This is a genomic window from Haloglomus halophilum (assembly GCF_024298885.1).
Lineage (GTDB): Archaea > Halobacteriota > Halobacteria > Halobacteriales > Haloarculaceae > Haloglomus > Haloglomus halophilum.
Map to the genome: position 1 here is coordinate 1,331,558 of NZ_CP101166.1, position 21,613 is coordinate 1,353,170.

The 21,613-nt window shown below is 68.7% G+C and carries 20 protein-coding genes, 1 tRNA gene and 1 pseudogene; 12 read left to right on the forward strand and 10 right to left on the reverse strand.

What is annotated here, in order from left to right; all coding sequences use genetic code 11:
* Nucleotides 1–22: 22 nt before the first annotated feature.
* The 3 genes from NL114_RS06540 to NL114_RS06550 form a co-directional block, all read right to left on the reverse strand.
* On the reverse strand, nucleotides 23–1,279 hold the full coding sequence (locus NL114_RS06540; RefSeq protein WP_254823988.1) for an RNA-guided endonuclease InsQ/TnpB family protein: 1,257 nt from the start codon (nucleotides 1,277–1,279) through the stop codon (nucleotides 23–25).
* 52 nt (nucleotides 1,280–1,331) lie between these two features.
* Nucleotides 1,332–1,403, reverse strand: a tRNA-Thr gene (locus tag NL114_RS06545).
* Nucleotides 1,404–1,499: 96 nt separating this feature from the next.
* Nucleotides 1,500–2,234, reverse strand: a complete 735-nt coding sequence (locus tag NL114_RS06550) for a DUF7114 family protein (RefSeq protein ID WP_254823989.1) — start codon at nucleotides 2,232–2,234, stop codon at nucleotides 1,500–1,502.
* Between the two features lie 60 nt (nucleotides 2,235–2,294).
* On the opposite strand from NL114_RS06550, the gene NL114_RS06555 reads away from it, so the two are divergent.
* A complete protein-coding gene (locus NL114_RS06555) occupies nucleotides 2,295–3,044 on the forward strand; it encodes an enoyl-CoA hydratase/isomerase family protein (RefSeq protein WP_254823990.1) in 750 nt (249 codons plus the stop codon).
* A gap of 10 nt (nucleotides 3,045–3,054) precedes the next feature.
* On the opposite strand, the gene metG is transcribed toward NL114_RS06555, so the two are convergent.
* The 4 genes from metG to NL114_RS06575 all read right to left on the reverse strand — a co-directional run bounded on the left by metG (nucleotide 3,055) and on the right by NL114_RS06575 (nucleotide 7,770).
* Nucleotides 3,055–5,151 carry a methionine--tRNA ligase gene (gene metG / locus NL114_RS06560; protein ID WP_254823991.1) on the reverse strand — a complete coding sequence of 699 codons (2,097 nt, stop codon included), beginning with the start codon at nucleotides 5,149–5,151 and terminating at the stop codon, nucleotides 3,055–3,057.
* A gap of 78 nt (nucleotides 5,152–5,229) precedes the next feature.
* A complete protein-coding gene (locus NL114_RS06565; RefSeq protein WP_254824686.1) occupies nucleotides 5,230–5,772 on the reverse strand; it encodes a YqaA family protein in 543 nt (180 codons plus the stop codon).
* Nucleotides 5,773–5,968: 196 nt separating this feature from the next.
* Nucleotides 5,969–6,976 carry a prenyltransferase gene (locus tag NL114_RS06570; protein ID WP_254823992.1) on the reverse strand — a complete coding sequence of 336 codons (1,008 nt, stop codon included), beginning with the start codon at nucleotides 6,974–6,976 and terminating at the stop codon, nucleotides 5,969–5,971.
* A gap of 80 nt (nucleotides 6,977–7,056) precedes the next feature.
* Complete coding sequence (locus tag NL114_RS06575; protein ID WP_254823993.1) at nucleotides 7,057–7,770, reverse strand: phosphoribosyltransferase; 714 nt, start codon at nucleotides 7,768–7,770, stop codon at nucleotides 7,057–7,059.
* 880 nt (nucleotides 7,771–8,650) lie between these two features.
* On the opposite strand from NL114_RS06575, the gene hemB reads away from it, so the two are divergent.
* The 7 genes from hemB to NL114_RS06610 all read left to right on the forward strand — a co-directional run bounded on the left by hemB (nucleotide 8,651) and on the right by NL114_RS06610 (nucleotide 16,852).
* Nucleotides 8,651–9,649 (forward strand): porphobilinogen synthase, encoded by a 999-nt coding sequence (hemB, locus tag NL114_RS06580; protein WP_254823994.1) that lies wholly within the window; start codon nucleotides 8,651–8,653, stop codon nucleotides 9,647–9,649.
* 378 nt (nucleotides 9,650–10,027) lie between these two features.
* Complete coding sequence (locus NL114_RS06585) at nucleotides 10,028–11,458, forward strand: ammonium transporter (RefSeq protein ID WP_254823995.1); 1,431 nt, start codon at nucleotides 10,028–10,030, stop codon at nucleotides 11,456–11,458.
* A complete protein-coding gene (glnK1, locus tag NL114_RS06590; protein ID WP_254823996.1) occupies nucleotides 11,451–11,816 on the forward strand; it encodes a nitrogen regulatory protein GlnK1 in 366 nt (121 codons plus the stop codon). The genes NL114_RS06585 and glnK1 overlap by 8 nt, the downstream gene beginning before the upstream one ends.
* Nucleotides 11,817–11,819: 3 nt before the next feature.
* A complete protein-coding gene (locus NL114_RS06595) occupies nucleotides 11,820–12,299 on the forward strand; it encodes an Lrp/AsnC family transcriptional regulator (RefSeq protein ID WP_254823997.1) in 480 nt (159 codons plus the stop codon).
* Nucleotides 12,300–12,846: 547 nt separating this feature from the next.
* Nucleotides 12,847–14,589 carry an ammonium transporter gene (locus tag NL114_RS06600; RefSeq protein ID WP_254823998.1) on the forward strand — a complete coding sequence of 581 codons (1,743 nt, stop codon included), beginning with the start codon at nucleotides 12,847–12,849 and terminating at the stop codon, nucleotides 14,587–14,589.
* Between the two features lie 657 nt (nucleotides 14,590–15,246).
* Complete coding sequence (gene hemL / locus NL114_RS06605; RefSeq protein ID WP_254823999.1) at nucleotides 15,247–16,587, forward strand: glutamate-1-semialdehyde 2,1-aminomutase; 1,341 nt, start codon at nucleotides 15,247–15,249, stop codon at nucleotides 16,585–16,587.
* Between the two features lie 7 nt (nucleotides 16,588–16,594).
* Complete coding sequence (locus tag NL114_RS06610) at nucleotides 16,595–16,852, forward strand: hypothetical protein (RefSeq protein ID WP_254824000.1); 258 nt, start codon at nucleotides 16,595–16,597, stop codon at nucleotides 16,850–16,852.
* Nucleotides 16,853–16,882: 30 nt separating this feature from the next.
* Here the strand turns inward: NL114_RS06610 and NL114_RS06615 are convergent, their stop codons facing one another.
* From NL114_RS06615 to nirK, 3 genes are all read right to left on the reverse strand, one after another.
* Entirely contained in the window at nucleotides 16,883–17,152 is a 270-nt protein-coding gene (locus tag NL114_RS06615) for a hypothetical protein (RefSeq protein ID WP_254824001.1), read from the reverse strand.
* Between the two features lie 41 nt (nucleotides 17,153–17,193).
* Nucleotides 17,194–17,451: a glutathione S-transferase N-terminal domain-containing protein gene (locus NL114_RS06620; protein ID WP_254824002.1), complete on the reverse strand. Its 258-nt coding sequence runs from the start codon at nucleotides 17,449–17,451 to the stop codon at nucleotides 17,194–17,196.
* 134 nt (nucleotides 17,452–17,585) lie between these two features.
* Nucleotides 17,586–18,674: a copper-containing nitrite reductase gene (gene nirK / locus NL114_RS06625; RefSeq protein ID WP_254824003.1), complete on the reverse strand. Its 1,089-nt coding sequence runs from the start codon at nucleotides 18,672–18,674 to the stop codon at nucleotides 17,586–17,588.
* 106 nt (nucleotides 18,675–18,780) lie between these two features.
* Here nirK and NL114_RS06630 point away from each other — a divergent pair, with 106 nt between their 5' ends.
* The 4 genes and pseudogenes from NL114_RS06630 to NL114_RS06645 all read left to right on the forward strand — a co-directional run bounded on the left by NL114_RS06630 (nucleotide 18,781) and on the right by NL114_RS06645 (nucleotide 21,550).
* Nucleotides 18,781–19,773 carry a halocyanin domain-containing protein gene (locus NL114_RS06630; RefSeq protein ID WP_254824004.1) on the forward strand — a complete coding sequence of 331 codons (993 nt, stop codon included), beginning with the start codon at nucleotides 18,781–18,783 and terminating at the stop codon, nucleotides 19,771–19,773.
* A 311-nt stretch (nucleotides 19,774–20,084) separates the two neighbouring features.
* On the forward strand, nucleotides 20,085–20,519 hold the full coding sequence (locus NL114_RS06635; RefSeq protein ID WP_254824005.1) for a universal stress protein: 435 nt from the start codon (nucleotides 20,085–20,087) through the stop codon (nucleotides 20,517–20,519).
* A pseudogene (locus NL114_RS06640) lies at nucleotides 20,516–20,824 on the forward strand (amino acid permease); the annotation flags it as partial. The gene NL114_RS06635 and the pseudogene NL114_RS06640, both read left to right, overlap by 4 nt.
* A 78-nt stretch (nucleotides 20,825–20,902) precedes the next feature.
* Nucleotides 20,903–21,550, forward strand: coding sequence for an adenylate kinase (locus NL114_RS06645; protein WP_254824006.1), 648 nt, complete (start codon nucleotides 20,903–20,905; stop codon nucleotides 21,548–21,550).
* Nucleotides 21,551–21,613: the final 63 nt, after the last annotated feature.

A 21,613-nucleotide genomic window follows, 5' to 3' on the forward strand; every position in this document is an offset into this window, starting at 1 on the left:
CCGGAATATCAACTACCCCGTCTCACTCCGACGTGGCCGCAGGTCGGGCGCGGGGTTTGTCCGTGAACTCAGCCTCGAACCCGTCGGGGTAGGAGGTGAATCCGCCGTTCGGCGTCACTGTTCCGGACTTCAGGGCGAGTTGACTGTCACCCGTCCGTCGAGACGACTGTCGACCCCGACGGACGTACCGCAATCCGATATTCTTCGCCGCGTTGTAGTCGGCATTCGATTCGGATCCACACTCCAGGCAGTGGAATTCGGACCGGGATGGCCGATTCCCCTCAGCCGTGAATCTACACTCCGAACACCGCGTCGAGGTGTACGCTGGGCCCACCTGTTTTACCGTGATGCCGGTAGCTTCAGCCTTGTATCTGGTCTGTTCGTACAGCCTCCGAAACGCCCACGTGTGCCCCCAAGAGCCACTCGTCCGATCGCGAATGTTCGTCAGGTTCTCGAACGCGATCACGTCGCAGTCGTACCGCCGTGCTTCGGTGATAATGGAGTCTGATGCCTGGTGAACCACATCCCGAACGTACCGGAGCTGGCGACCGCTCGCCGTAGCCAGTGTTCGGTGGGCGCTCCGCGTTCCGGTTCGCTGGAGCCCAGCACGGACCCTCTCGAATTCACGGAGCCGGTGGGTAAGTTCTCGTCCGTTGATGAAGTGTGCCGTGCTGGTGACCGCGAGGTTCTCCACACCGAGGTCGACCCCGAGAACCGTTCCGTCCTCGGCGGTCTCCCGCTCGGTATCGGTCTTGTGTCGCTTGAATCCGAGATGCAGGAAGAATCCCCCATCACGGGTGGTAAGCGTGCTTTCGGTCACGCTCCACTCACCCGAGTCGAGGAACTGCTGCTGGTAGCCGTCCTCACCCTCTGGAAGTGCCAGCTGACACCGGACGCGGTCTTCCGTCGTGGCGAGTGAAACGGTATCGTCCTCGAACAGCGTCATCGTCCGGCTGTCGTATCTCACCGTTGGCGCGGTGAACGTGGGCTTGCTGGCTTGCTTCCCATCGGAGCGCCGCTCGACGCACCCGGTAATCGCTTCTGCAGACTGGTGTGTGGCGAGAATCGTGTGCTGACTCCCGAGTTCGGTTTGCTCGCGTACGGCATCGTAGGCGAAGGACTGTACGTCGGACTTAGCGCTACATCGCTCCCACGCCAGGTTCGTTGCGATCTGACACCCTCGCTTCCACTCGGTGATGGTCTCTTCGAGACGCTCGCGCTGCTCGTCGTCCACTGAGAGACGGGTAATCGCAGTCCGATACACGTACTCGTCTGCCACAGGAACCGTAGCTACGCTCTGGTACTTAAAAATGAGTGACGGGGACGGGAGAAGCCTGAGGCGGGATTTGAACCCGCGCTCTCGTCCTTACCAAGGACGCGCTTTACCGCTAAGCTACCCAGGCACCGCCTGTCGGTAGCCCGGTTCGCTTGTTAGGCGTTTCGTTTCTCCCCGTCCGAGACACGCGGTGACGCGGTGGAAACTCGCAGCCAGCGCGGGGTCAGCCGCCGCTCCGCTCGACGGGGGGTTCCTCGCCGCCGTCGAGGCGGCGCAGGTCGGCCGCGAGCGACTCGGCCCCCAGGTCCGCGACCGGCGGGAAGCCACCGGACTGGACGCCCGACGAGGTTCGTCCTTCCGCCTCACCGCCGGACTGTACGTCCGACGCGGCTCGCCCGTCGGACTCGCCCCCATCGACGAGGGCGTCGACCAGCCAGTCGCGGTCGGGCGGGGCGTCGCCACCCGCCGCCGTGGTGCCGGCGACCAGCGCGAGGTCGAGCACGTCGCGTTCCAGTCGCTCGTCGTACGAGGGGTCGTCGGCCTCCCGGCGGTGGGTCTGGTCGCGGCCGAAGGCCCGGACCACGCCGACCGCACGGTCAGCGGCCTCGGTGCGGGCGAGCAGGTAGAACCCGCGCGCGACGAGCACGTCGGCCGCGAGGATGCCCATGTCGCCGCGGTCACGGTCGCCGGCGGCCCACGGGTCCTCGCGGGCGAGGTCGCGGGTGAGCCGGAGCCCGTCGTAGATGAGCTGGACGCCGGCGGCACGCTCGACGAGGCCGTCGATACCGTCGAACTCGGTCGGGGAGTCCGCTGGCACCGTCGCGGCCAGCAGCGTGAGCGCTCCGGGGACCATCGACCCGTCCGCGAGAAGGGACTCGATGTCCGACCGGAGCGCGTCGGGAACCACGTCGCCGACGGCCTCGGTCGCGGCCCGACGGACCGCGGCGGCTTCCTCCATCGCCACTAAGTACGCCGACGGAGGGCAAAGGCCTTTGGAAACCACCACCTCTCCCGGACAATGAGCGACCCCGTCCGCGTCGTCGACGACGGCGACGTCCGAGTCGTCACGCTCGACCGACCGGACCAGCGCAACGCGCTCACCGGCGACGCGCTCGACGCCATCCGCGAGGCGGTGCGGGACCCGCCGCCGGTGGTCCACATCCGGGGCGAGGGGTCGGCGTTCTCCGCCGGGGCCGACCTCGGCGAGGTCCGCCGGGTCGCGACGATGGTGGACGCGGCCGCCGACGACGAGCCGATGAACCCGGACGAGGCCCGTGACGTGGTCGGGCCGTTCGTCCGGAAGGGCCAGCGCACGGCCCGCGCGGTCGAGGAGAGCGACGCCGTCGTCGTCGCGGGTATCGACGGTGCGGCGCGTGGCGGGGGCGTCGAAATCGCGCTCGCCTGCGACCTCCGCATCGCCACGACGGACGCGACGTTCGCCGAGCCCGGGGCGACGTTCGGCCTGTTCGGCGCGTGGGGCGGGACCGCCCGGCTCCCGAAAATCGTCGGACAGGGCGACGCGCTGGACCTCTCGGTCTCGGGCCGGGTCATCGACGCCGACGAGGCACTGCGAATGGGCCTCGTCCAGCGCATCGTCGACGACCCGCTGGTGGTGAGCGAGAACCTCGCGGAGAACAGCCCGATGGCGATGCGCCTCGTCAAGGAGCGGGTCCGTGACGACCGGCCACTGGAGGTGCAGGAGGAGCGCGAAGCACGCGCGTTCGCGGCGCTGGTTTCGGAGTACGCCGACGAACTGACCGAGCGCTGACCCGTCGCGACTACCGCACCTTCGTCCCGAGCGGCGAGTCGCCGTGCGTCGTGAGCAGGTCGGCCTCCTCGCCCGCCGCCAGCACCATCCCGTTGGACTCGACGCCGAACAGCTCCGACTTCTCCATGTTCGCAACGAGGACCACCCGCGTGCCGGGCAACTCGTCCACGTCGTGGAGCTGTCGGAGGCCGGCGACGACCTGCCGGGTCTCGACGCCGATGTCGACCTCCAGCCGGAGGAGCTTGTCGGCACCCTCGATGGGCTCGGCCGATTCGATGCGCCCGACCCGGAGGTCGAGGCCCTGGAAGTCGTCGAAGCTGATGCGGTCGTCCGTTAGGGGTTCGAGGTCCATGTCGTCGGTAGTGGTGTCGTCGGTCGTCTCGCTCTCGTCGGTCTCGTCCGCCGCCTCGTCGTCGCTGGCGGACTCTTCGATGCGCTGTTCGAGCTTCTCGTTCAGGTCCTCGACGCGCTCGTCCTCGATCTTGGTGACGAGTTCGTCGGGTTCGGCGAACTCCGCGGCGGGGGCGTCGTGGGCCGCTTCGAGGGTCACCTCGTGGACGTCGCCGTCGGCGCCGACCTGGTCGTAGAGGCGCTCGGCCGTGTCGGGCGCGAGCGGCTCGAACAGGACCGCGAGGGCGACCGAGAGCTGGACGCAGTCGCGGATGACCTGTTCGGCGCGCTCCGGGTCGTCGTCGACGAGGTTCCACGGCTCCTCGGACTGGATGTACTCGTTGCCGTACCGGGCGAGGTCGAGCGCGGCCTCGCCGACCTGCCGGACCGAGTAGTCGTTGACCGCCTCGCGGACGTCGTCGACGGCCTGCTCGATGCGCTCGCTGACCTCGGGTGACACCTCCGTGTCGGGCGTGCCGCCGTAGTTGCGCTGGGCGAAGAGGAGCGAGCGGTAGGCGAAGTTGCCGTACGCGCCGACGAGCTCGCTGTTGACGCGGGACTGGAACTTCTCCCACGAGAAGTCGACGTCCTGCTGGAGGCCGCCGTTCGTGGCGAGGTAATACCGGAGGAGGTCCGGGTGGAACCCCTCGTCGAGGTACTCGCGGGCCCAGATTGCGCGGTTCCGGCTCGTGGACAGGCCCTTCCCGTTGATGGTGATGAAGCCGGTCGCGGCGACGGCGCGGGGCTCGGTGTAGCCCGCGGCGTGGAGCATCGCCGGCCAGAAGACGGTGTGGTGCTGGATGATATCCCGGCCGATGACGTGGACGACCTCGCCGGAGTCGTCGCGCCAGACGTCCTCCCAGTCGTACGCGTCGGCACCGACGCGCTCGGAGTACTGCTTCGTCGAGGAGATGTACTCGATGGGGGCGTCCACCCAGACGTAGAGGACGAGCGCGTCCTCCTCGTCCTCGTCGCCGGGGTAGTCGATACCCCAGTCCATATCGCGGGTGATACACCAGTCCCGGAGTTCGCCCTCGATCCACTCGCGGGGCTGGTTCTTCGCGTTGTCCGTCCCCTCGAGGCGGTCGATGAACTCCTGGAGGTAGTCCTGCAGTTCGGAGACGCGGAAGAACTTGTGGGTGCGCTCGCGGTACTCGGCGGGGTTGCCGGTGACGGTGGAGACGGGGTCCTCGATCTCCCCGGGCTCGAGGTGGCGGCCACACCCCTCGTCGCACTCGTCGCCGCGGGCCTGCTCCCCGCAGTACGGGCAGGTGCCCTCGACGAAGCGGTCGGGGAGCGCCTGGCCCTCCTCGGGGTCGAACGCGACCATGATCTCCTTCTCGTAGACGTACCCCTCCGACTCCAGCGTGCGGACGATATCCCGCGTGAGTTCGGTGTTCGTCTCGTCGTCCGTGTGGCCGTAGTTGTCGAAGTCGACGTCGAACTTCGGGAAGGTCTCCTGGTACTGCTCGTGGTACTCCAGCGCGAACTGCTCGGGGGAGACGCCCTGCTCGGCGGCGTTGACGGCGATGGGAGTGCCGTGCATGTCGGAGCCGCAGACGTAGGCGGTCTGCTGGCCGAGCTTGCGCAGGGCCCGGTTGTACGCGTCCGCGGCGACGTACCCCCGCAGGTGACCGACGTGGAGGTCGCCGTTCGCGTACGGCAGCCCACACGTGACGACGGCGGTCCCGTCGGTGGGGAACGGCTCGTGGCTCATGTCCGGACACGGGAACGGGGGCCGCTAAAACCCGCCGGTTCCGCGAGGCTCGTCGCCGTACGTCGGCGGCGACCGGGCTCAGAGCAGCACCAGCGCCCCCTCGACGACCGCGACGAAGAAGACGAGGCGGCCGGCGCTTCCGGCGAACGTGGCGAGCGCGAACTTGACGTAGTCCTCCTCGAGGACGGAGAACGCGTAGATGGAGAGCGTGTCGGGGAACCCGGGCACGCAGAGCGCCAGCGCGAGGCCGGCGTAGCCGTACTCCTTCGCCAGCTGGACCGTCCGGCGCTCGGCCAGCGACACCACGTTGAACCGCGAGCGGCGGAGGAGTCTGATGACCGGACCGGACTCCTTGGCCTCCTGGCCGAGGCCGAACGCGAGGACGCTCCCCGCGGCCTTGCCGGCGCCACTGACGACGATGATGATGCCGATCTCGGTCCAGTAGGGGAGTCCCAGCCGGAGCGGTGTCGCGAGCACGACCTCGCTGGGGAGCGGGAGGATGAACGCGATGAGGAAGCTGTAGACGAAGATGACGACCAGGCCGAACGGCCCGGTCGCGGCCCGTACCGCCTCCTCCAGCGCACGGAAGATACCGACGTGGAAGTGGCCGACCGGGAGCAGCCCGGGAAGCGCGGTGAGGGCCGCCAGCAGGCCGGCACCGGCCCACGAGGCGGACGCCGCGACGGAGGGGACCAGGGCGAGGAGGTCGAGGACGGCCGGCAGCGAGGTCACTGGGTGCGGGTAGCGTGGGGCACGGTGTAAGTCTTGATACCCGGTATCGTCGACCGTCGAGCGCCCGTGTGCGTGACCACTGGCCTCACCTCAGGAGCGCGGCGACTCGCGCCGGAAGCCCGGCGACGACCGCCCATGCCAGTAGCTGTGCGACCGCCGCGACCACCATCGCCGCGACGGTCGGGAACGGCCACTCGTCGCGCGTGTACGTCGCCGCGCCCCACGCCACGAACGGGAGCGCGAGCAGGGTCGCCCCGGCGACGAGCGGCGGGATGACCCGGCCCCACAGCGCCGCGAGCGACCCGAACGCGACGACGGTACCCGCGACGTAGGCCACGCGGAGCCGGGCCGGCGACCACCGCGTCGGCAGGGTCCGCTTCCCGACGGCAGCGTCGGCCCGCCGGTCGGGCCACTGGGTCGCGAGCAGGTTGACGAACACCAGCGCCGTGAACGGGAGCACCGCGAGACAGACCGCCAGCTCGAACGAGCCCGCGAGCGCCGCCGCGCCGTAGTGGGGCAGGAGCAGCCCGCCGAGGACGGCGTTGTCGAGTTCCCCGAGCCCGTTCCACGCCAGCGCCAGCGGCGGCAACGAGTAGCCCCAGCCAAGGACCGCGCTGACGACCAGCACGGCGGCCGCGACCGTCGGCAGCGCGCCGGTCGCCCAGAGCAGTCCAGCCACGAGCGCGGCGACGACGGCCGTCGCGAGCATCGCGTCGCGCGCGAGCCGTTTCGGGAGCCGGGCCTCGTGTAGTCCGCCGCTCCCGCCCGAGAACGGCGTCCGGTCGGTCAGCGCGTCCGTCTCGTAGTCGGCGTACTCGTTGGCGTAGTGGATGCTCGCGGCGGTCGGCAGCAGGGCGGCCAGCCCCGCGAGCGCCGCCCCGGCCGAGAGCGCCGCGCCCTGTGCGACGGCGATGGTCGCGCCCATCGCGTAGACGGCGACGACGAGCAACAGCTGGTCCGGCCGGCTCGTCGTCCAGAGCGCCCACGCCACCGTCGAGAGGTCGGCATCCCGGACGCGACGCGGCGCGGGGTCGACGGTCGACGGGTCGAGGTCGTGGCCCTCGCCGAGCGCGCCGTCCGTCGTGTCCTCCATCACCCGGACCTGGGGCTGCGTGGCCGTCAACCTGTCCGTGGTCGGCAGCGCCGGTACCCGACCGTGGGAGGTCGCCGCCCCTACGCGACGAGCCGCCACTCGGGCGACCCGGCGCTACCCCGGCCCGTCGTCTCCACGACGCCCCGGCGCTCCAGTTCCGCGAGCACCTCGCCCAGCCGGTCGCCCTGGATGACCTCGAAGTGGACGCGGTCGATGTCGTGGTAGTCGTAGAACAGGTGGTAGAGCTCGTCCTCGGAGAAGCGGTCGCCCTCTGCGAGTTCCATCAGCCGCGGCACGAGGTCGCACATGTCCTCGATGAAGTTCCACGGGTAGACCATCCACGCGAACTCGTCGGGATGCGAGGCCACGAAATCCAGCTCGGCCTCGCTGCCGGGCAGCAGCTGCAGGGTTCCCGTCCGCACCTGTGCGGGTGGCTGGCCGAGGCTCTCGAGGTGGTCGACCGTGTGCTGGAAGGTCTGTCCGGTGTCGGCGATGTCGTCGACCACGAGCAGGTCCTTGTCCGCCACGGCGCCGTCGGCCAGCGGGTACTTGACCGAGGGCCCGTCGCCGGCCTCGCCGGTGCCGACGTAGTGCTCGACCTTGATGCTGATGAGGTCGTCCACGTCGAGGTAGTCACAGACGATACGGGCGGGCACGAGGCCACCGCGCGCGATGGCCACGACGGCGTCCGGGTCGTAGTCGCCACGTACCTCGTGGGCCAGGTCCCGCGCGAGGCCGTCGACGTAGTCCCAGGTGAGGAGTCGGCAGGGGAACTCGTCCGGCAGGTCGCTCATGTGTTAGGTCGTGGTTGGGGAGGGCTCGCTAAAAGTATGGGCGGCTTGTGCTTTCTGAGTTATATCGGTGTTATGTCATCTACTTCCCACTATACCGAATAATTCCGAGTTTCGGAGATGTAATCCACTGGTTCGCGCATAGAGTGAGGTTCGGAGACAGAGACACCTCCGAAGCCCTCGCGTGCTCCGGGTCCCTGACTCGCTGCGCTCCTCACTCGCTCCCTTCGGTCGCTCGTTGCGGTGCTTGCGTCGTCAGATGACCCGGAGCCCGCTCGCCCTTCGAGTCCACCAGGGACGTGGAACGTGGCACGGGCGCGACGGCCCTGCCCTTCCCCAGGTCGCGCGGGCTCGCTTGCGCTCGCCACGCGCTCCCGGCCCGTGGTTGCAGAGGCTCACGTCCCCGTCAGTCGAACCGGCGCGCGCTGGCGGCTGTGCCGCAGGCCAGCCACCGCCAGCGCGCGAGGGATGAGAAGCGCAGCGACCGAAGGGAGCGAGCATCGCAGTCGGCTGGGGAGGTACGAGGCTCACGAAGCCGACTGACCAACACGCGGCCCTGGTGTCCTCGCGAGCGAAGCGAGCGAGGTGGTTCGAGACGGCAGAGCCGTCTCGTCATGCCGAAAATCTTCGATTTTCGAGCAGCTCGAGGGAGCAAGCTCTCTCGGTGGACTCGAAGGGCGAGGGCGCTCGTCGGCTCCCCGGCGAAGCTAGCACCGAGCGACCGAAGGGAGCGAGGCGCGCAGCGAGCCGCGGAGTCACGAGCGCCCGAGGGCTTCGTGGCCGTCTCCATCGTCGTCGCAGTCACCCGAGCAGCCACCAGAACAGACACCACCGTACCACAGCCGACACGACTTAACCGCCCACCCCCAACACGCAACCAAGCATGAGCGGCCACGACGCACCCACGAGCGGCCTCGGACCCCGCCGACTGCGCGCGGACGGCGTCCGGGAACTCGTCAGCGAGACCGACGTGCAGGCCAGCGACCTCGTCGCACCCGTCTTCGTCGACGCCACCACGGACGAGCGCCAGCCCATCCCCTCGATGCCGGGCCACGAACGTGTCCCCGTCGACGAGGCGGTCCCGCGCGTCCGCGAGGTACTGGAAACCGGTGTCGAGGCGGTCATCGTCTTCGGCATCCCCGAGTCGAAGGACCCGGAGGGCTCGCGCGCCGACGCCGAGGACGGGGTCGTCCAGCGCGCGACACGGGCCATCACTGCCGAGACCGAGGCCTACGTCATCACGGACCTCTGTCTCTGCGAGTACACCGACCACGGGCACTGCGGCCTCCTCGAGGACGACGCCGCCGAGGACCCGCGGCTCACGGTCCGGAACGACGCCACCCTGGAGCGGTACCGCTCCATCGCGGTCTCGCAGGCCGAGGCGGGCGCCGACATGATCGCGCCCTCCGGCATGATGGACGGACAGGTCGCAGCCATCCGCGACGCGCTGGACGACGCCGGCCACGACGACGTGCCCATCATGGCGTACGCCGCGAAGTACGCCTCCGCGTTCTACGGGCCGTTCCGTGACGCCGCCGACGGCGCGCCGGCGTTCGGCGACCGCCGGCACTACCAGATGGACCCGGCGAACGCCCGCGAGGCGCGCCGCGAGGTCGCCCGCGACGCGGCCGAGGGCGCCGACGTGCTGATGGTCAAGCCCGCACTCCCGTACCTCGACGTCGTCGCGGACGTGCGCCGCGAGTTCGACCACCCCGTCGCCGCGTACAACGTCAGCGGCGAGTACGCGATGCTCCACGCCGCCGCCGAGCAGGGCTGGCTCGACCTCGAAGCGGCCGCCTACGAGTCGCTGCTCTCCATCAAGCGGGCGGGCGCGGACCTCATCATCACCTACTTCGCCGAGGATCTGGCCGACCAGCTCTGACCCAGGGCTCCGACCCGGGGCTCCGACCCGGCGGAGCCATGACCTGCTGTTGACGAACGGACCCTTCCGGCAGAAATTTCCGACCAAACGGTCCGCGCATGCCGCTGAGCGTGTGCGAACGAACAGCATCCCGGTTGACGAACGGTCGGTATGCTGGTGACGATTGCCCAGATATCCCGACAAACGGCCGCATTAAACACCTAATATCCTTCCCAATTTTCGACGTTCGTCCTCTTACTCCCAGGAATCGTCGGAATCGTCAAGCCAAACCTTATGTAGTGGAGGACCACTGGCATCCAGTGCGCAGAGATACACGATGACGTGGAAATACTTCGGAAACGCTGACGAATCGGAAGCAAAGTTCGAGGTGAGTTCGTGATGATCGAACCGATCCTGCTCCAGGGTGACGTGACCGCCATCGCGAACAGCATCAACGCGGTGTGGGTGCTGATGGTGTGTTTCCTGATCTTCTTCATGCAGCCCGGGTTCGCGCTGCTGGAGGCCGGACAGGTACGCGCCAAGAACGCCGGCAACGTCGTGATGAAGAACATGACCGACTGGTCGATGGGCGTGCTGGTCTTCTTCCTCGTCGGCGCGGGCGTCTCCGCGATGGCGGGGATGCTCGGTTCGCCCGGGGAGGCGCTCTCCATCTCCGGTGCGTTCAGCCACATCAACGACCCGACGGCGTGGATCGGCTGGCTGTTCGGCGCCGTCTTCGCGATGACCGCCGCGACCATCGTCTCCGGGGCCATCGCCGAGCGGATGAAGTTCTCGGCGTACGTCGTGTACGCCTTCGTCCTCGTGGCCGTCCTCTACCCGGTCGTCTCCGGGTCGACCTGGGGCGGGACGGGGCTGCTCTCCTCGACGGGCTTCCTCGGGGAGGCACTCGACGTCGGCTACAAGGACTTCGCCGGCGCGACCGTCGTCCACGCGATGGGCGGCATCGCCGGGCTCACCGCGGCCTACATGGTCGGCCCGCGCAAGGGCCGCTTCGACGAGAACGGTGACGCCCAGCCCATCCCCGGGCACTCCGTCCTGTTCGCGGTCATCGGGACGCTCATCCTGGCCTTCGGCTGGTACGCGTTCAACGTCGGCACCCAGGCGACCGTCCTCACGACGGACGGCTCGTTCAACGGGGCCGCGCTGGGCCGTGTCGCGCTGAACACCACCCTCGCGATGGGCGCGGGCATGGTGTTCTCCACCCTGACCACGGCGGTCTGGGAGGGCAAGCCGGACCCGCTGTTCGGCGCCAACGGCCTCCTGGCCGGCCTGGTCGCCATCACCGGCGCGTGTGCCCACGTCACCTGGTGGGGCGCCCTCGTCATCGGCATCGTCGGCGGCATCCAGACGCCCATCGTCTACCGCTGGGTCGTCGACTCGCTGAAGATCGACGACGTCTGTGGCGTCTTCGCGGTCCACGGCTCGGCCGGCTTCATCGGGACCATCATGATCCCGTTCTTCGACGTGGCCGGCTTCTCGGTCAACCAGCTGATCATGCAGGTCGCCGGCTCCGCGTTCATCGGGACGTTCACCGTCCTCGGCACGATGGTGACGCTGCTGGTGGTCGACGCGGTCATCGGGCTGCGCGTCTCCGAGGAGGAGGAGGTCACCGGCCTCGACCCCTCCGAACACGGGATGCACGCCTACCCCGAGTTCACGGACGACTCCGGCCCCGAGCGCGCGGTCGCCGACGGCGGCAGCGTGCCCGGGTCGGGCACGGAGGTCAGGCCGGATGGGGGCTTCATCGACCGCTCCGGCATGGATGCCGACATCGAGCCCGCCGTCACGGAGGTGACCGACGATGAGTGACGCGCCCAACGACGGCGGCGTGAAGCTGGTGACGGCGTTCATCCGCCCGGACATGCTGGGCGAGGTGAAGGCCGCCCTCGTGGACGTGGGTGCGCCATCCATCACGGTGACGAACGTCTCCGGTCGCGGGTCACAGCCCGCGAAGAAGGGCCAGTGGCGCGGCGAGGAGTACACCGTCGACCTGCACTCGAAGGTGAAGGTCGAGTGCTACGTGGCGGAGGTGCCCGCCGACGAGGTCGCCGAGGCCATCGTCGAGGCCGCCAAGACCGGCGAACCCGGCGACGGCAAGGTGTTCGTCTCGCCGGTCGAGGAGGCCTACCAGATCCGGACTGGGGTGACCGGACAGGACGCGGTGTAGGCCGTGGCCAACACCGACTCCGCCGACGGAGGGTCGGAGGAGCCGGACGGGACGGGGGACGACGAACCGGCCGTCGATGCCACCCGGGGCGGTCCGCACGACCGGGCGACGGTCACCGCGGCCGACGCCGCGACCGCCGACCGACTGGCTGCGCTCGAGGAATCGGGCGCCGTCGACGGCTACGTCCCGCTCGTCGACTACGACGCGCTCGGGCTTCGGACGGCGCTCCTCCGGATCGACGCCCACCACGGGAACGCCCGCACCATCGCGGACGACCTCCGCGACGGCCCCGGCGTGGCGGTCTACCTGGCCAGCGGGCGGTTCGACGTGCAGGCCGTCTGTCGGTTCCCGTCGGCCGCCGCGTTCGAGCGAACCGCGACCCGGCTGGCGAGTGACCCCCGGGTCCGTGCCCACCGCATCGCGGTCGCCCGGCACGCCGTCGTCGAGGACGGGCCGCTCGCCGCGCTGCACGGCGACGACTGACACACCTCCTACTCCACACCGCCGTTCCGCACGGCGACACGCCGAGATGTCACCCGTACACGGTCGACGGTAGCACCGCTGTATCTCCGTTCCATGTTCCATCCCGCGCCCCCACAGCCGCACGTGCCACTGCTCCACGCGCCGCGGCCCTACGCCACTGCCTACGCGCCGCGACCCCTACGACACGGCTCCACGCGCCGCTCTCGACCCCCAACCCGGGACCGACACGACCCACCCCGCGGCGGATCGGTGGACGAGTGTCGTGCGCGCGGACCGAAACCCGTCCGAACGGCCAGTTCCACGGCGGACGTTCGTCCAGTGAACTGTCGATGAACGTCCGAGAGGTGGACGGATTACGACCTTATATCGATATTATTCTACCCCAAATCGGACAGTCGTCTATCCATACGTATGAAAATGGACATTCACAACTCAAACGTTTATGTAGGAGTATCTGCTGACGAGATGACGTGAGAGACACCATGAACGTTGCAGAATGCGAGTTCGAAATAGACAGTCGTTCGGAACCTGAGGTGGACCGCGCGTGATGGACGTACTGCTCCAGTCCGGCACGGAGCTGAGCACGCTGGTCGAGGGGGTCAACCTGCTGTGGGTGCTGACGGTGACCTTCCTCATCTTCTTCATGCACGCCGGCTTCGCGATGCTGGAGGCGGGCCAGGTCCGCTCGAAGAACGTCGCCAACCAGCTGACGAAGAACATGCTCACCTGGAGTATCGGCGTCATCGCGTTCTTCCTCGTCGGCGCGGGCGTCGCGAGCGTGACTGGTCAGTTGACCGGACCGAACGCGCTCGTCCCGGGTGACCTCATCGCGACCTGGAGCGCCGGGTCGGCGGGCTGGGTGAGCTGGCTGTTCGGCGCCGTCTTCGCGATGACCGCCGCCACCATCGTCTCCGGGGCGGTGGCGGGCCGCGCGAAGCTCCGCGCGTACGTCACGTACACGATACTGCTGGCCGCGGTCATCTACCCGGTCGTCGTCGGGTTCACCTGGGCGGGCCAGGGGCTCCTCACCTCCGACGGCCTCATCGGACTGGGCTTCCAGGACTTCGCGGGCGGTGTCATCGTCCACGGCATGGGCGGTGTCGCCGGCCTCACCGCGGCCTGGATCATCGGCCCGCGCATCGACCGCTACAACGAGGACGGCAGCGTCAACGTCATCCCCGGCCACTCGCTGACGTTCGCGGTGCTGGGGACGCTCATCCTCGCCTTCGGCTGGTACGGCTTCAACGTCGGCACCGCCGCGTCGGTGTTCGACGCGACGGCCGCCGCCGACCAGGGCATCCTCTCGCTGGGTGCGTTCGACTACGTCGGCCGCGTCGCGCTGACCACGACGCTGGGGATGGCCGCGGGCGCCATCGGCGCCGGCGGCATGGCGCTGTACAAGACCGGCAAGGTCGACACGCTGTACGTCGCCAATGGGATGCTCGCCGGTCTCGTCGGCATCACCTCCATCACGGACGGCATCCTCTGGGTGGGCGCGCTCGCGGTCGGCCTCATCGCCGGCGCGCAGCTGCCCATCGTCTTCGGCTTCGTGGAGAAGCGGCTCAAGATCGACGACGTCTGTGCGGTCTTCCCGGTCCACGGGAGTGCGGGGCTGCTCGGCGCGCTGCTGTTCCCGTTCGTCGCGACCGACACCTGGGCGAGCGGCTTCGACGCCGCGTTCTTCGTCGACGCGCTCGTCGGACAGATCGCGCTGGTCGTGGTCATCACGGTCTGGACGGTCGCCGCGACCGCGGCCGTCTTCGGTGCGCTGAAGGCCATCGGTGAGGCCCGCGTCTCCCGCGAGCACGAACTGGAGGGGCTGGACGTCTCCGAGCACGGCGTCGACACCTACCCCGAGTTCGGCCGCCCCGAGACCGCCACGGACGGCGGTTACGTGCAGGACGACCGCGGCATCATCCGCCCGGACGGCGGCGTCGCCAACGACGGCAGCATCAAGATGGTCACGGCGTACATCCGCCCGGACGTGCTGGGCGAGGTGAAGGGCGCCCTCGTCGAGGTCGGTGCCCCCTCCATCACGGTGACGAACGTCTCCGGCCGCGGTAGCCAGCCCGCGAAGAAGGGCCAGTGGCGCGGCGAGGAGTACACCGTCGACCTCCACCAGAAGGTGAAGGTCGAGTGTGTCGTCGCGGACGTGCCCGCCGACGAGGTCGCCGAGGCCATCGCGGACGCGGCCAAGACCGGCGAACCCGGCGACGGCAAGGTGTTCATCATGCCGGTCGAGGGCGCCCACCAGATCCGGACGGGCAAGACCGGCCGCGAGGCCGTCTGACCACGACTGCGACACCGACTCGAACCGCGCCGGCCTCCCCGGCACACTGACGCTGTTTTCCGCTGGGTTCGTTGCACCGGTGCCGTTTTTCGATTGCTTTCGATATTTTACGATCGTTCGGAAGTACTGGCGACAGAATTAGCTAGTTGCATCATAATCCTCGGGATGGTCCAATTCGAGCGCAGTCGCTCGTCGTGGATGGTGGATAGCGGCCAGCGGGAGCAGCCCGCCGGCCGACTGCAGGAACGGGACCGACCGGGTGGAGCGGTCGGCCAGGCCGGGGTCGCGAACGAAGGAACAGCCACACGACGCACGACGCGTGGCACCAGCCGTGGTTCGCCCGGCGTCGAACCGGATGCCGATACGACACCGCCTTGGAGGTGTTGTCCTGTCTTGCTTGCCTTGTTGTTCTCTCGTGCTTCGCATCCATCCCTATGCAGTGGTTGCATATAATACCCCAGATTGGAGGCAATAGCTACACTTCTCAGAGACATCCATGGATGAGCGTCTAAGAATTCCCCATCTAGACGCTAGATTGTAATCCCATCCGTTCGGGGAGGCTCGGCCGTCGTGAATCGGCTACGCCTCGGTTCGAGAGCGACCCGGCGCCGGGCGCGGTGAGCAAGCTACTTTCGCCCCCCGGCAGTAGACCGGCGTATGAATCGCGAGCGCTCGCGGGACCTCTACGACCGTGCGCTGTCCGTGTTGCCGGGCGGCGTGAACAGCTCGGTTCGGGCGGCCCCCCAGCCGTATCCCACCTTCGTCGAGCGGGGCGACGGCGGCCACGTCATCGACGCCGACGGCAACCGGCTGGTCGACTGGGTGATGGGCCTGGGCCCGATGCTGCTGGGCCACGACATGCCCGAACCGGTGCAGGCGGCGGTGCAGTCCCGTGCCAGCGAGGGGCCGATGTACGGGATGCCCACCGAGATCGAGGTCGAGCACGCCGAGTTCGTCTGCCGCCACGTCCCCTCGGTGGAGATGCTCCGCTTCGTCAACAGCGGGACGGAGGCGACCGTCTCGGCGGTGCGGCTCGCGCGGGGCATCACCGGACGCAACAAGATCGTCGTGATGCAGGGCGGCTACCACGGCGCCCAGGAGTCCACGCTCGTCGAGGGCGACGCCGACCACCACCGGCCGTCCACGAACGGCATCCCGCAGTCGTTCGCGAAGCATACGCTCCCGGTCCCGTTCAACGACGAGGAAGCGATGCAGGAGGTGTTCGCCGAGCACGGTGACGACATCGCGGGCGTCCTCATCGAGCCGGTCCAGGCGAACATGGGCATCGTCACGCCCGAGGCGGGCTACCACGAGGCCGTCGCGGACCTCTGTGAGGGCCACGGCGCCCTGCTCATCTGGGACGAGGTCATCACGGGCTTCCGGGTCGGCGGCCTCCAGTGCGCCCAGGGGAAGTACGACATCGACCCCGACATCACGACGTTCGGGAAGATCATCGGCGGCGGCTACCCGGTCGGCGCCATCGGCGGCAAGACCGAGTACATCGAGCAGTTCACGCCCTCGGGCGACGTGTTCCAGGCCGGCACCTTCTCCGGACACCCCGTGACCATGGCGGCCGGGCTGGAGACGCTCCGCTACTGTGCCGAGAACGACGTGTACGACCACGTCAACGACCTGGGGCGGCAGCTCCGCGAGGGACTCACCGACATCGTCGCCGACCAGGCACCCGCGTACACGGTGACGGGACTGGACTCCATGTTCAAGGTCATCTTCACGCGCGCGGACGGCCCGTCACAGAGCGAGTGCTGTGCGAACGGCTGCCGGCAGGACCCCTCGTGCGACCGCTACGACTCGTGTCCGAAGCGCGGCACGGACACGGACGAGGCCGCGACGGACCGCTACGCCCGCATCTTCCGCCCGCGGATGCTGGACGAGGGCGTGCTCGTCTCGCAGAACCAGTACGAGACCAACTTCGTCTCCCACGGCCACACCGAGGACGATGTCGAGCGGACGCTGGAGGCGTACAAGGAGTGCCTCTGACGGGGCGATGCCACCGTCCGACGAGGGGTGGAACGACCCACCGCTGCCCGACGAGGAGCCCGACCCCTCGATAGCGTGGCCGACACACGGGCATGCGACCGCCGCGTGGGCCGGCTGGTTGGCGCTGGGCTACGCACTCGTGGTCGGTGGGCGGGCACTGCTTGCGGGCGTCGTTCCGCTCGGGGTGCTCCCGGTTGCGGGCGTCGGGGTCGGGCTGCTGGTCGGCGTCCGGCTGACCGGAGGCGACCCGCGGGTGTGGCGGTAGGCGGGGGACACGTCGACAGTGGGAGGGCTCTCACCGGCGGTCGTCGTCCCGGCGCCGCCGGTCGTTCCCGTCACGCCACCCCCGCACCGTGGCGATTACGGCGACCAGCGCCACCAGCACGACCAGGACGACGACCGTGACGACGCCGATCTGGACGCCCAGGCGGTACGGACCGTCGTACGGCAGCATCCGGCCGATAGCCGAGGCGGCGGAGATGGAGACGAACAGCACGAGGAATCGCGGAACGAGGCCGAGCGAGCGATACTGCTCGTCGAAACGGCGATACCACTCGGGGACCATACGGCACGGTCGACACCGCGACGTAAAAGGGTTCGCCGGCCTCAGGCCGCGCCGCTGCCGTACGTCTCCTCCAGGTACTCGACGATGTCGTCGGACTCGGGCATCCCCTCGACGCCGTGCTCCTCGTCGACGAGGACGGGCACGCCGGTCTGTCCGGAGACCTCCTTCACCTCGGTCCGCTCGTCGTGCGATCGGGGGACCATGTGGGACTCGTACTCGAGTCCGAGCTCGTCCAGCTTGTCGATGACCTTCGCGCAGTAGGGACAGCCCTCCAGTTCGTACAGTTCGAGGTTCGCCATCGCTGCACGGTACGGGTGCAAGTGATAAAGGCACGACGGTGATGTGCGTGGCCGGCACGGAGACAGCCCGGGGAAGCCGAGTGGAGGAAGGACAGGAAAGGAGGAGACGGAGACGAGGAGGGGAGCGTGCCGGGCTACTCGGCGGGGTCGAAGACCTCGGGGGGCTCGGGCCCCTCGACGTTCACAATCGCGAGCGCGCCCTTCCGGGCGACCCGCGAGAGCGCGTGGTCGACCAGCTTGTAGCCGCCCGGCACCGGCGAGTGCATCGTCACGATGGCCGTGCTGCCGGGCAGGACCGGCGTCGTCTGGACGTAGCGCTGGGGCTCCGAGGCGATGGACCCCTGGCTCCAGACCTCGTCCCACACCGAGCCGATGGCGTGGAAGGAGCTGAACTGGTTGGGGCCGCCGACGCCGTAGAAGATGCGGACCGTCTCGTCGGTCTTCACGTTCATCTCGTCGTACTTGCCGGGGGTGATGGCGTACTTCTCGCCGTTGATGAGCGAGTAGGTCGGGTTCTCGTCGGCCATCTTCTCGAAGTCGAACTGGTGGTGGCCCTCCTGACCGGTGTCACCGTTCGTGTACACCTCGTGCTGGCCGAGGTAGAACTCGTGGTCGACCTCGGGCAGGCCCTCCTCGGGCTCGACGAGGATGATGCCGAACATCCCGCTGGAGATGTGGTAGTCGACGTTCGCGACCGCACAGTGGTAGATGAACGCACCCGGGTAGGTCACCTTGAACTTCAGGTTGGTCTCCTCGCCCGGCCCGACCGTCGTCGCCTCGGCGCCGCCGCCGGGGCCACGGCACGCGTGGAAGTCCACGTTGTGCGCCATCGTGCTGGAGGTGTTGTTGCGGAAGGTCAGGTCGACCGTGTCACCCACGCGGGTCCGGACGAACGGCCCAGGAATCTGTCGATTGAACGTCATGTACGTGAACGTGACGCCGGGCTCGATCTCCGCGACTACCTCCTCCGTCTCCAGTGTCACCGGGACGACCGCGGGTTCGTCGCGCGTGATCGGCGGCGGGAGGTCCCGTGGGTCCGCGGCGACACGGTCGACATCGACCGCCTTCGCCGGTTCCAGGTCGGCTGCCTCGGCCGGCTCTCCGCCCGTGTTCGGGTCGACCGCACTGAGACCCGGGCGCCCGGAGCAGCCGGCGAGAGCCGCAGCGCCGCCGACACCCATCCCCTGAAGCATCCGTCGTCGCGTGGTGTTGGGTTGGTTCATGATTACAGCCTGAGAGAGGCCCCGGCCACGAATATATACACATACACATTCCTATATGTCGAGAATCACAGAAGCGTGTTACCCCCGGTAGCGCCGAGGAGCAGGTATGACCGAGCACACATCCACCACGATGCCGCGGCGGCGGTTCCTCCGGACGGCCGCGCTGGCGGGGACCCTCGCTGCGACCGGCGTCGGCGCCGGGGCCGGCACGGCCGCGGCGGCCGACGAGGAGTTCGAGGCCTGGTTCTCGAACGTGGGCAACTACGACGGCGTCGCGGACTACCGCGGACAGTCCGAGGTCAGCGTTGCCGTCGGGTCGGAAGCCAACGGCGGCGCGTTCGGCTTCGGCCCGGCCGCCATCCAGGTCGACCCCGGCACGACCGTCGTCTGGGAGTGGACCGGCGACGGCGGCCTCCACAACGTCGCCGAGACCGGGGGCGCCTTCGAGAGCGAGCTGACCGACGAGGGGGGCTACACCTTCGAGCAGGCCGTCGAGACCGAGGGGGTCCACTACTACGTCTGCGTGCCCCACGAGCAGATGGGCATGAAGGGGGCTGTCGTCGTCGGTGACCTCGGCGTGGGGTCGGCCCAGACGGTGGCCGAGGAGCCCATCTACGGCCACTGGCTCGACGGCGTGAGCAACTACGATGGGACGGTCGATATGACCGGGCGTGAGGAGATCCGCATCGCCGTCGGCACCGAGGGCAACGGCGGGATGTACGCCTTCGACCCGCCAGCGGTCAAGGTCGACTCCGGAACGACCGTCGTCTGGGAGTGGACCGGCGAGGCCGAACACGACGTGGTCGACGAGCGACTCGGCTACGCGAGCCCCCGGCTCAGCGAGGCCGGCGACACGTTCAGCCGCCGGTTCGAGGGCGAGGGCATCAGCAAGTACGCCTGCTCGACGCTGGAGGACATCGGGATGAAGGGCGCCATCGTGGTCGGGGACCCGCCGGCCCCGAACGAGCTCCCGCCGATGGTCGAGCGAGGCGTCTGGGGCCTGCTCGGGCTCGCGGTCCTCTCGCCGCTCGCGGCCGGCGAGTACCTCCGGCGGCAGCGGCGACCGGAACGGCGAGAAGTTCCGGCAGCACCACGATAGCGTCGAGCGGAGACCACAAACGGATTATACAGGATTCTCTAGCCCAGATGCACTACTCCAGACCCAATAAGAGCCATATGACACATAATGGCGCCCATTACACGGTCGATTCTCACTCGTCCCGCGGTCACCCGCCTTCTCCAGACCACCGGGGCGCGTGCCTCTGACCGTCCGTCCACGTACTGATTCACGGGACGCCCTGCGACCCGAACCGCTAAACGGGATGGGGGCATCACCGCGGATATGCAGCAAAGTTCGCGGAGCCACCGCCACGGCACGTCCAGAACTCGTCCGAACCGGGGGTGGTCCGGGTGACCGACCTGCTCGGAGCACCGGTGGTCCCGGTCGCCGACGACGAGGACGCCCGCATGACCGCGCGGGCGCTCGCGCCGCTCCTCGAGGGAACGGCGACAGTGTCGCTCGTCTACGTGGTCGAGAAGGCCGGCGGCGCGGCGGACAAGGCCAGCGTCGAGCAGCGTGAGCTCCACGCCGAGAAGGCGTTCGACGCCTTCGAGCAGACGCTCGACGACGTGGCGGTCCCCGCGACGGTCGAAACCGAAATCGTGTACGACACGGATGTCGTCGAGGGCATCTTCGGCGCGGCCGCGGAGTACGACGCGACCGCGGTGGCGTTCGTTCCCCGCGGCGGGGGGACCCTGCTGAGCCTGTTGACCGGAAAGCGGACGGAACGACTCGTGACCGAGAACGACCTCCCCGTGGTGTCGCTCCCGTCACCCGAATCATGAGCGGCGACGAGGAGCTCGCGAAGGACCTCGGGCCGCTGGCGGCCCTGACCATCGGCGCCGGGACGATGATCGGCGCCGGCATCTTCGTGCTGCCGGGGGAGGCGGCGGTCGCGGCGGGCCCCATCGTGGCGCTCTCGTTCGTCGTCGGTGGGGTCATCTCGCTGTTCACCGCGATGTCGGCCAGCGAACTCGGAACCGCGATGCCGAAGGCCGGCGGGAGCTACTACTACGTCAACCACGCGCTCGGGCCGCTGTTCGGCTCCATCGCCGGCTGGGGGAACTGGATGGGGCTCGCCTTCGCGTCGGAGTAGCCCCTCTCCCGGTCGAGCCGACGGCGGAACGGTTTCTGCAATGTTTTAACCCGGTAGGCCGAACGGCGCGCCATGAGCCAGCCGAACATCCTGCTGCTCGGGCCGCCGGGCGCGGGCAAGGGTACGCAGTCGAGCAACATCGTCGAGGAGTACGGCGTCGACCACGTCACCACGGGCGACGCGCTCCGTTCGAACAAGGGGATGGACATCTCCGACCTCGACGTCGAGTACGACACGCCGGGCGGCTTCATGGACGCCGGCGAACTCGTTCCGGACGAGGTCGTCAACGAGATCGTCAAGACGGCGCTCCAGGAGGCCGACGGCTACGTCCTCGACGGCTACCCGCGCAACCTCGACCAGGCGAAGTACCTCGACGAGATCACCGAGCTGGACGTCGTGGCGCTGCTGGAGGTGCCCCGGGAGGAGCTCGTCGAGCGCCTGACCGGCCGCCGGATCTGTGACGAGTGTGGCACCAACTACCACGTCGAGTTCAGCCCGCCGGAGGAGGCGGGCGTCTGCGACAAGTGTGGCGGCGAACTGATCCAGCGCGACGACGACACGGAGGAGACGGTGCGCGAGCGGCTCAACGTGTTCGACGAGAACACCCAGCCCGTCATCGACCACTACGACATCCGCGACGACCTCGTCCGCATCGACGGCGAGGGCGCCCCCGACGAGGTCTGGGAGGAGCTCCACGCCGCCATCGAGGACGAGGTCTGAGGCGACGGCGGCGGTCCGGTACCGTTCTCCGGGCGGTCGGCGACGAGGCTTTACCTGCCCGGG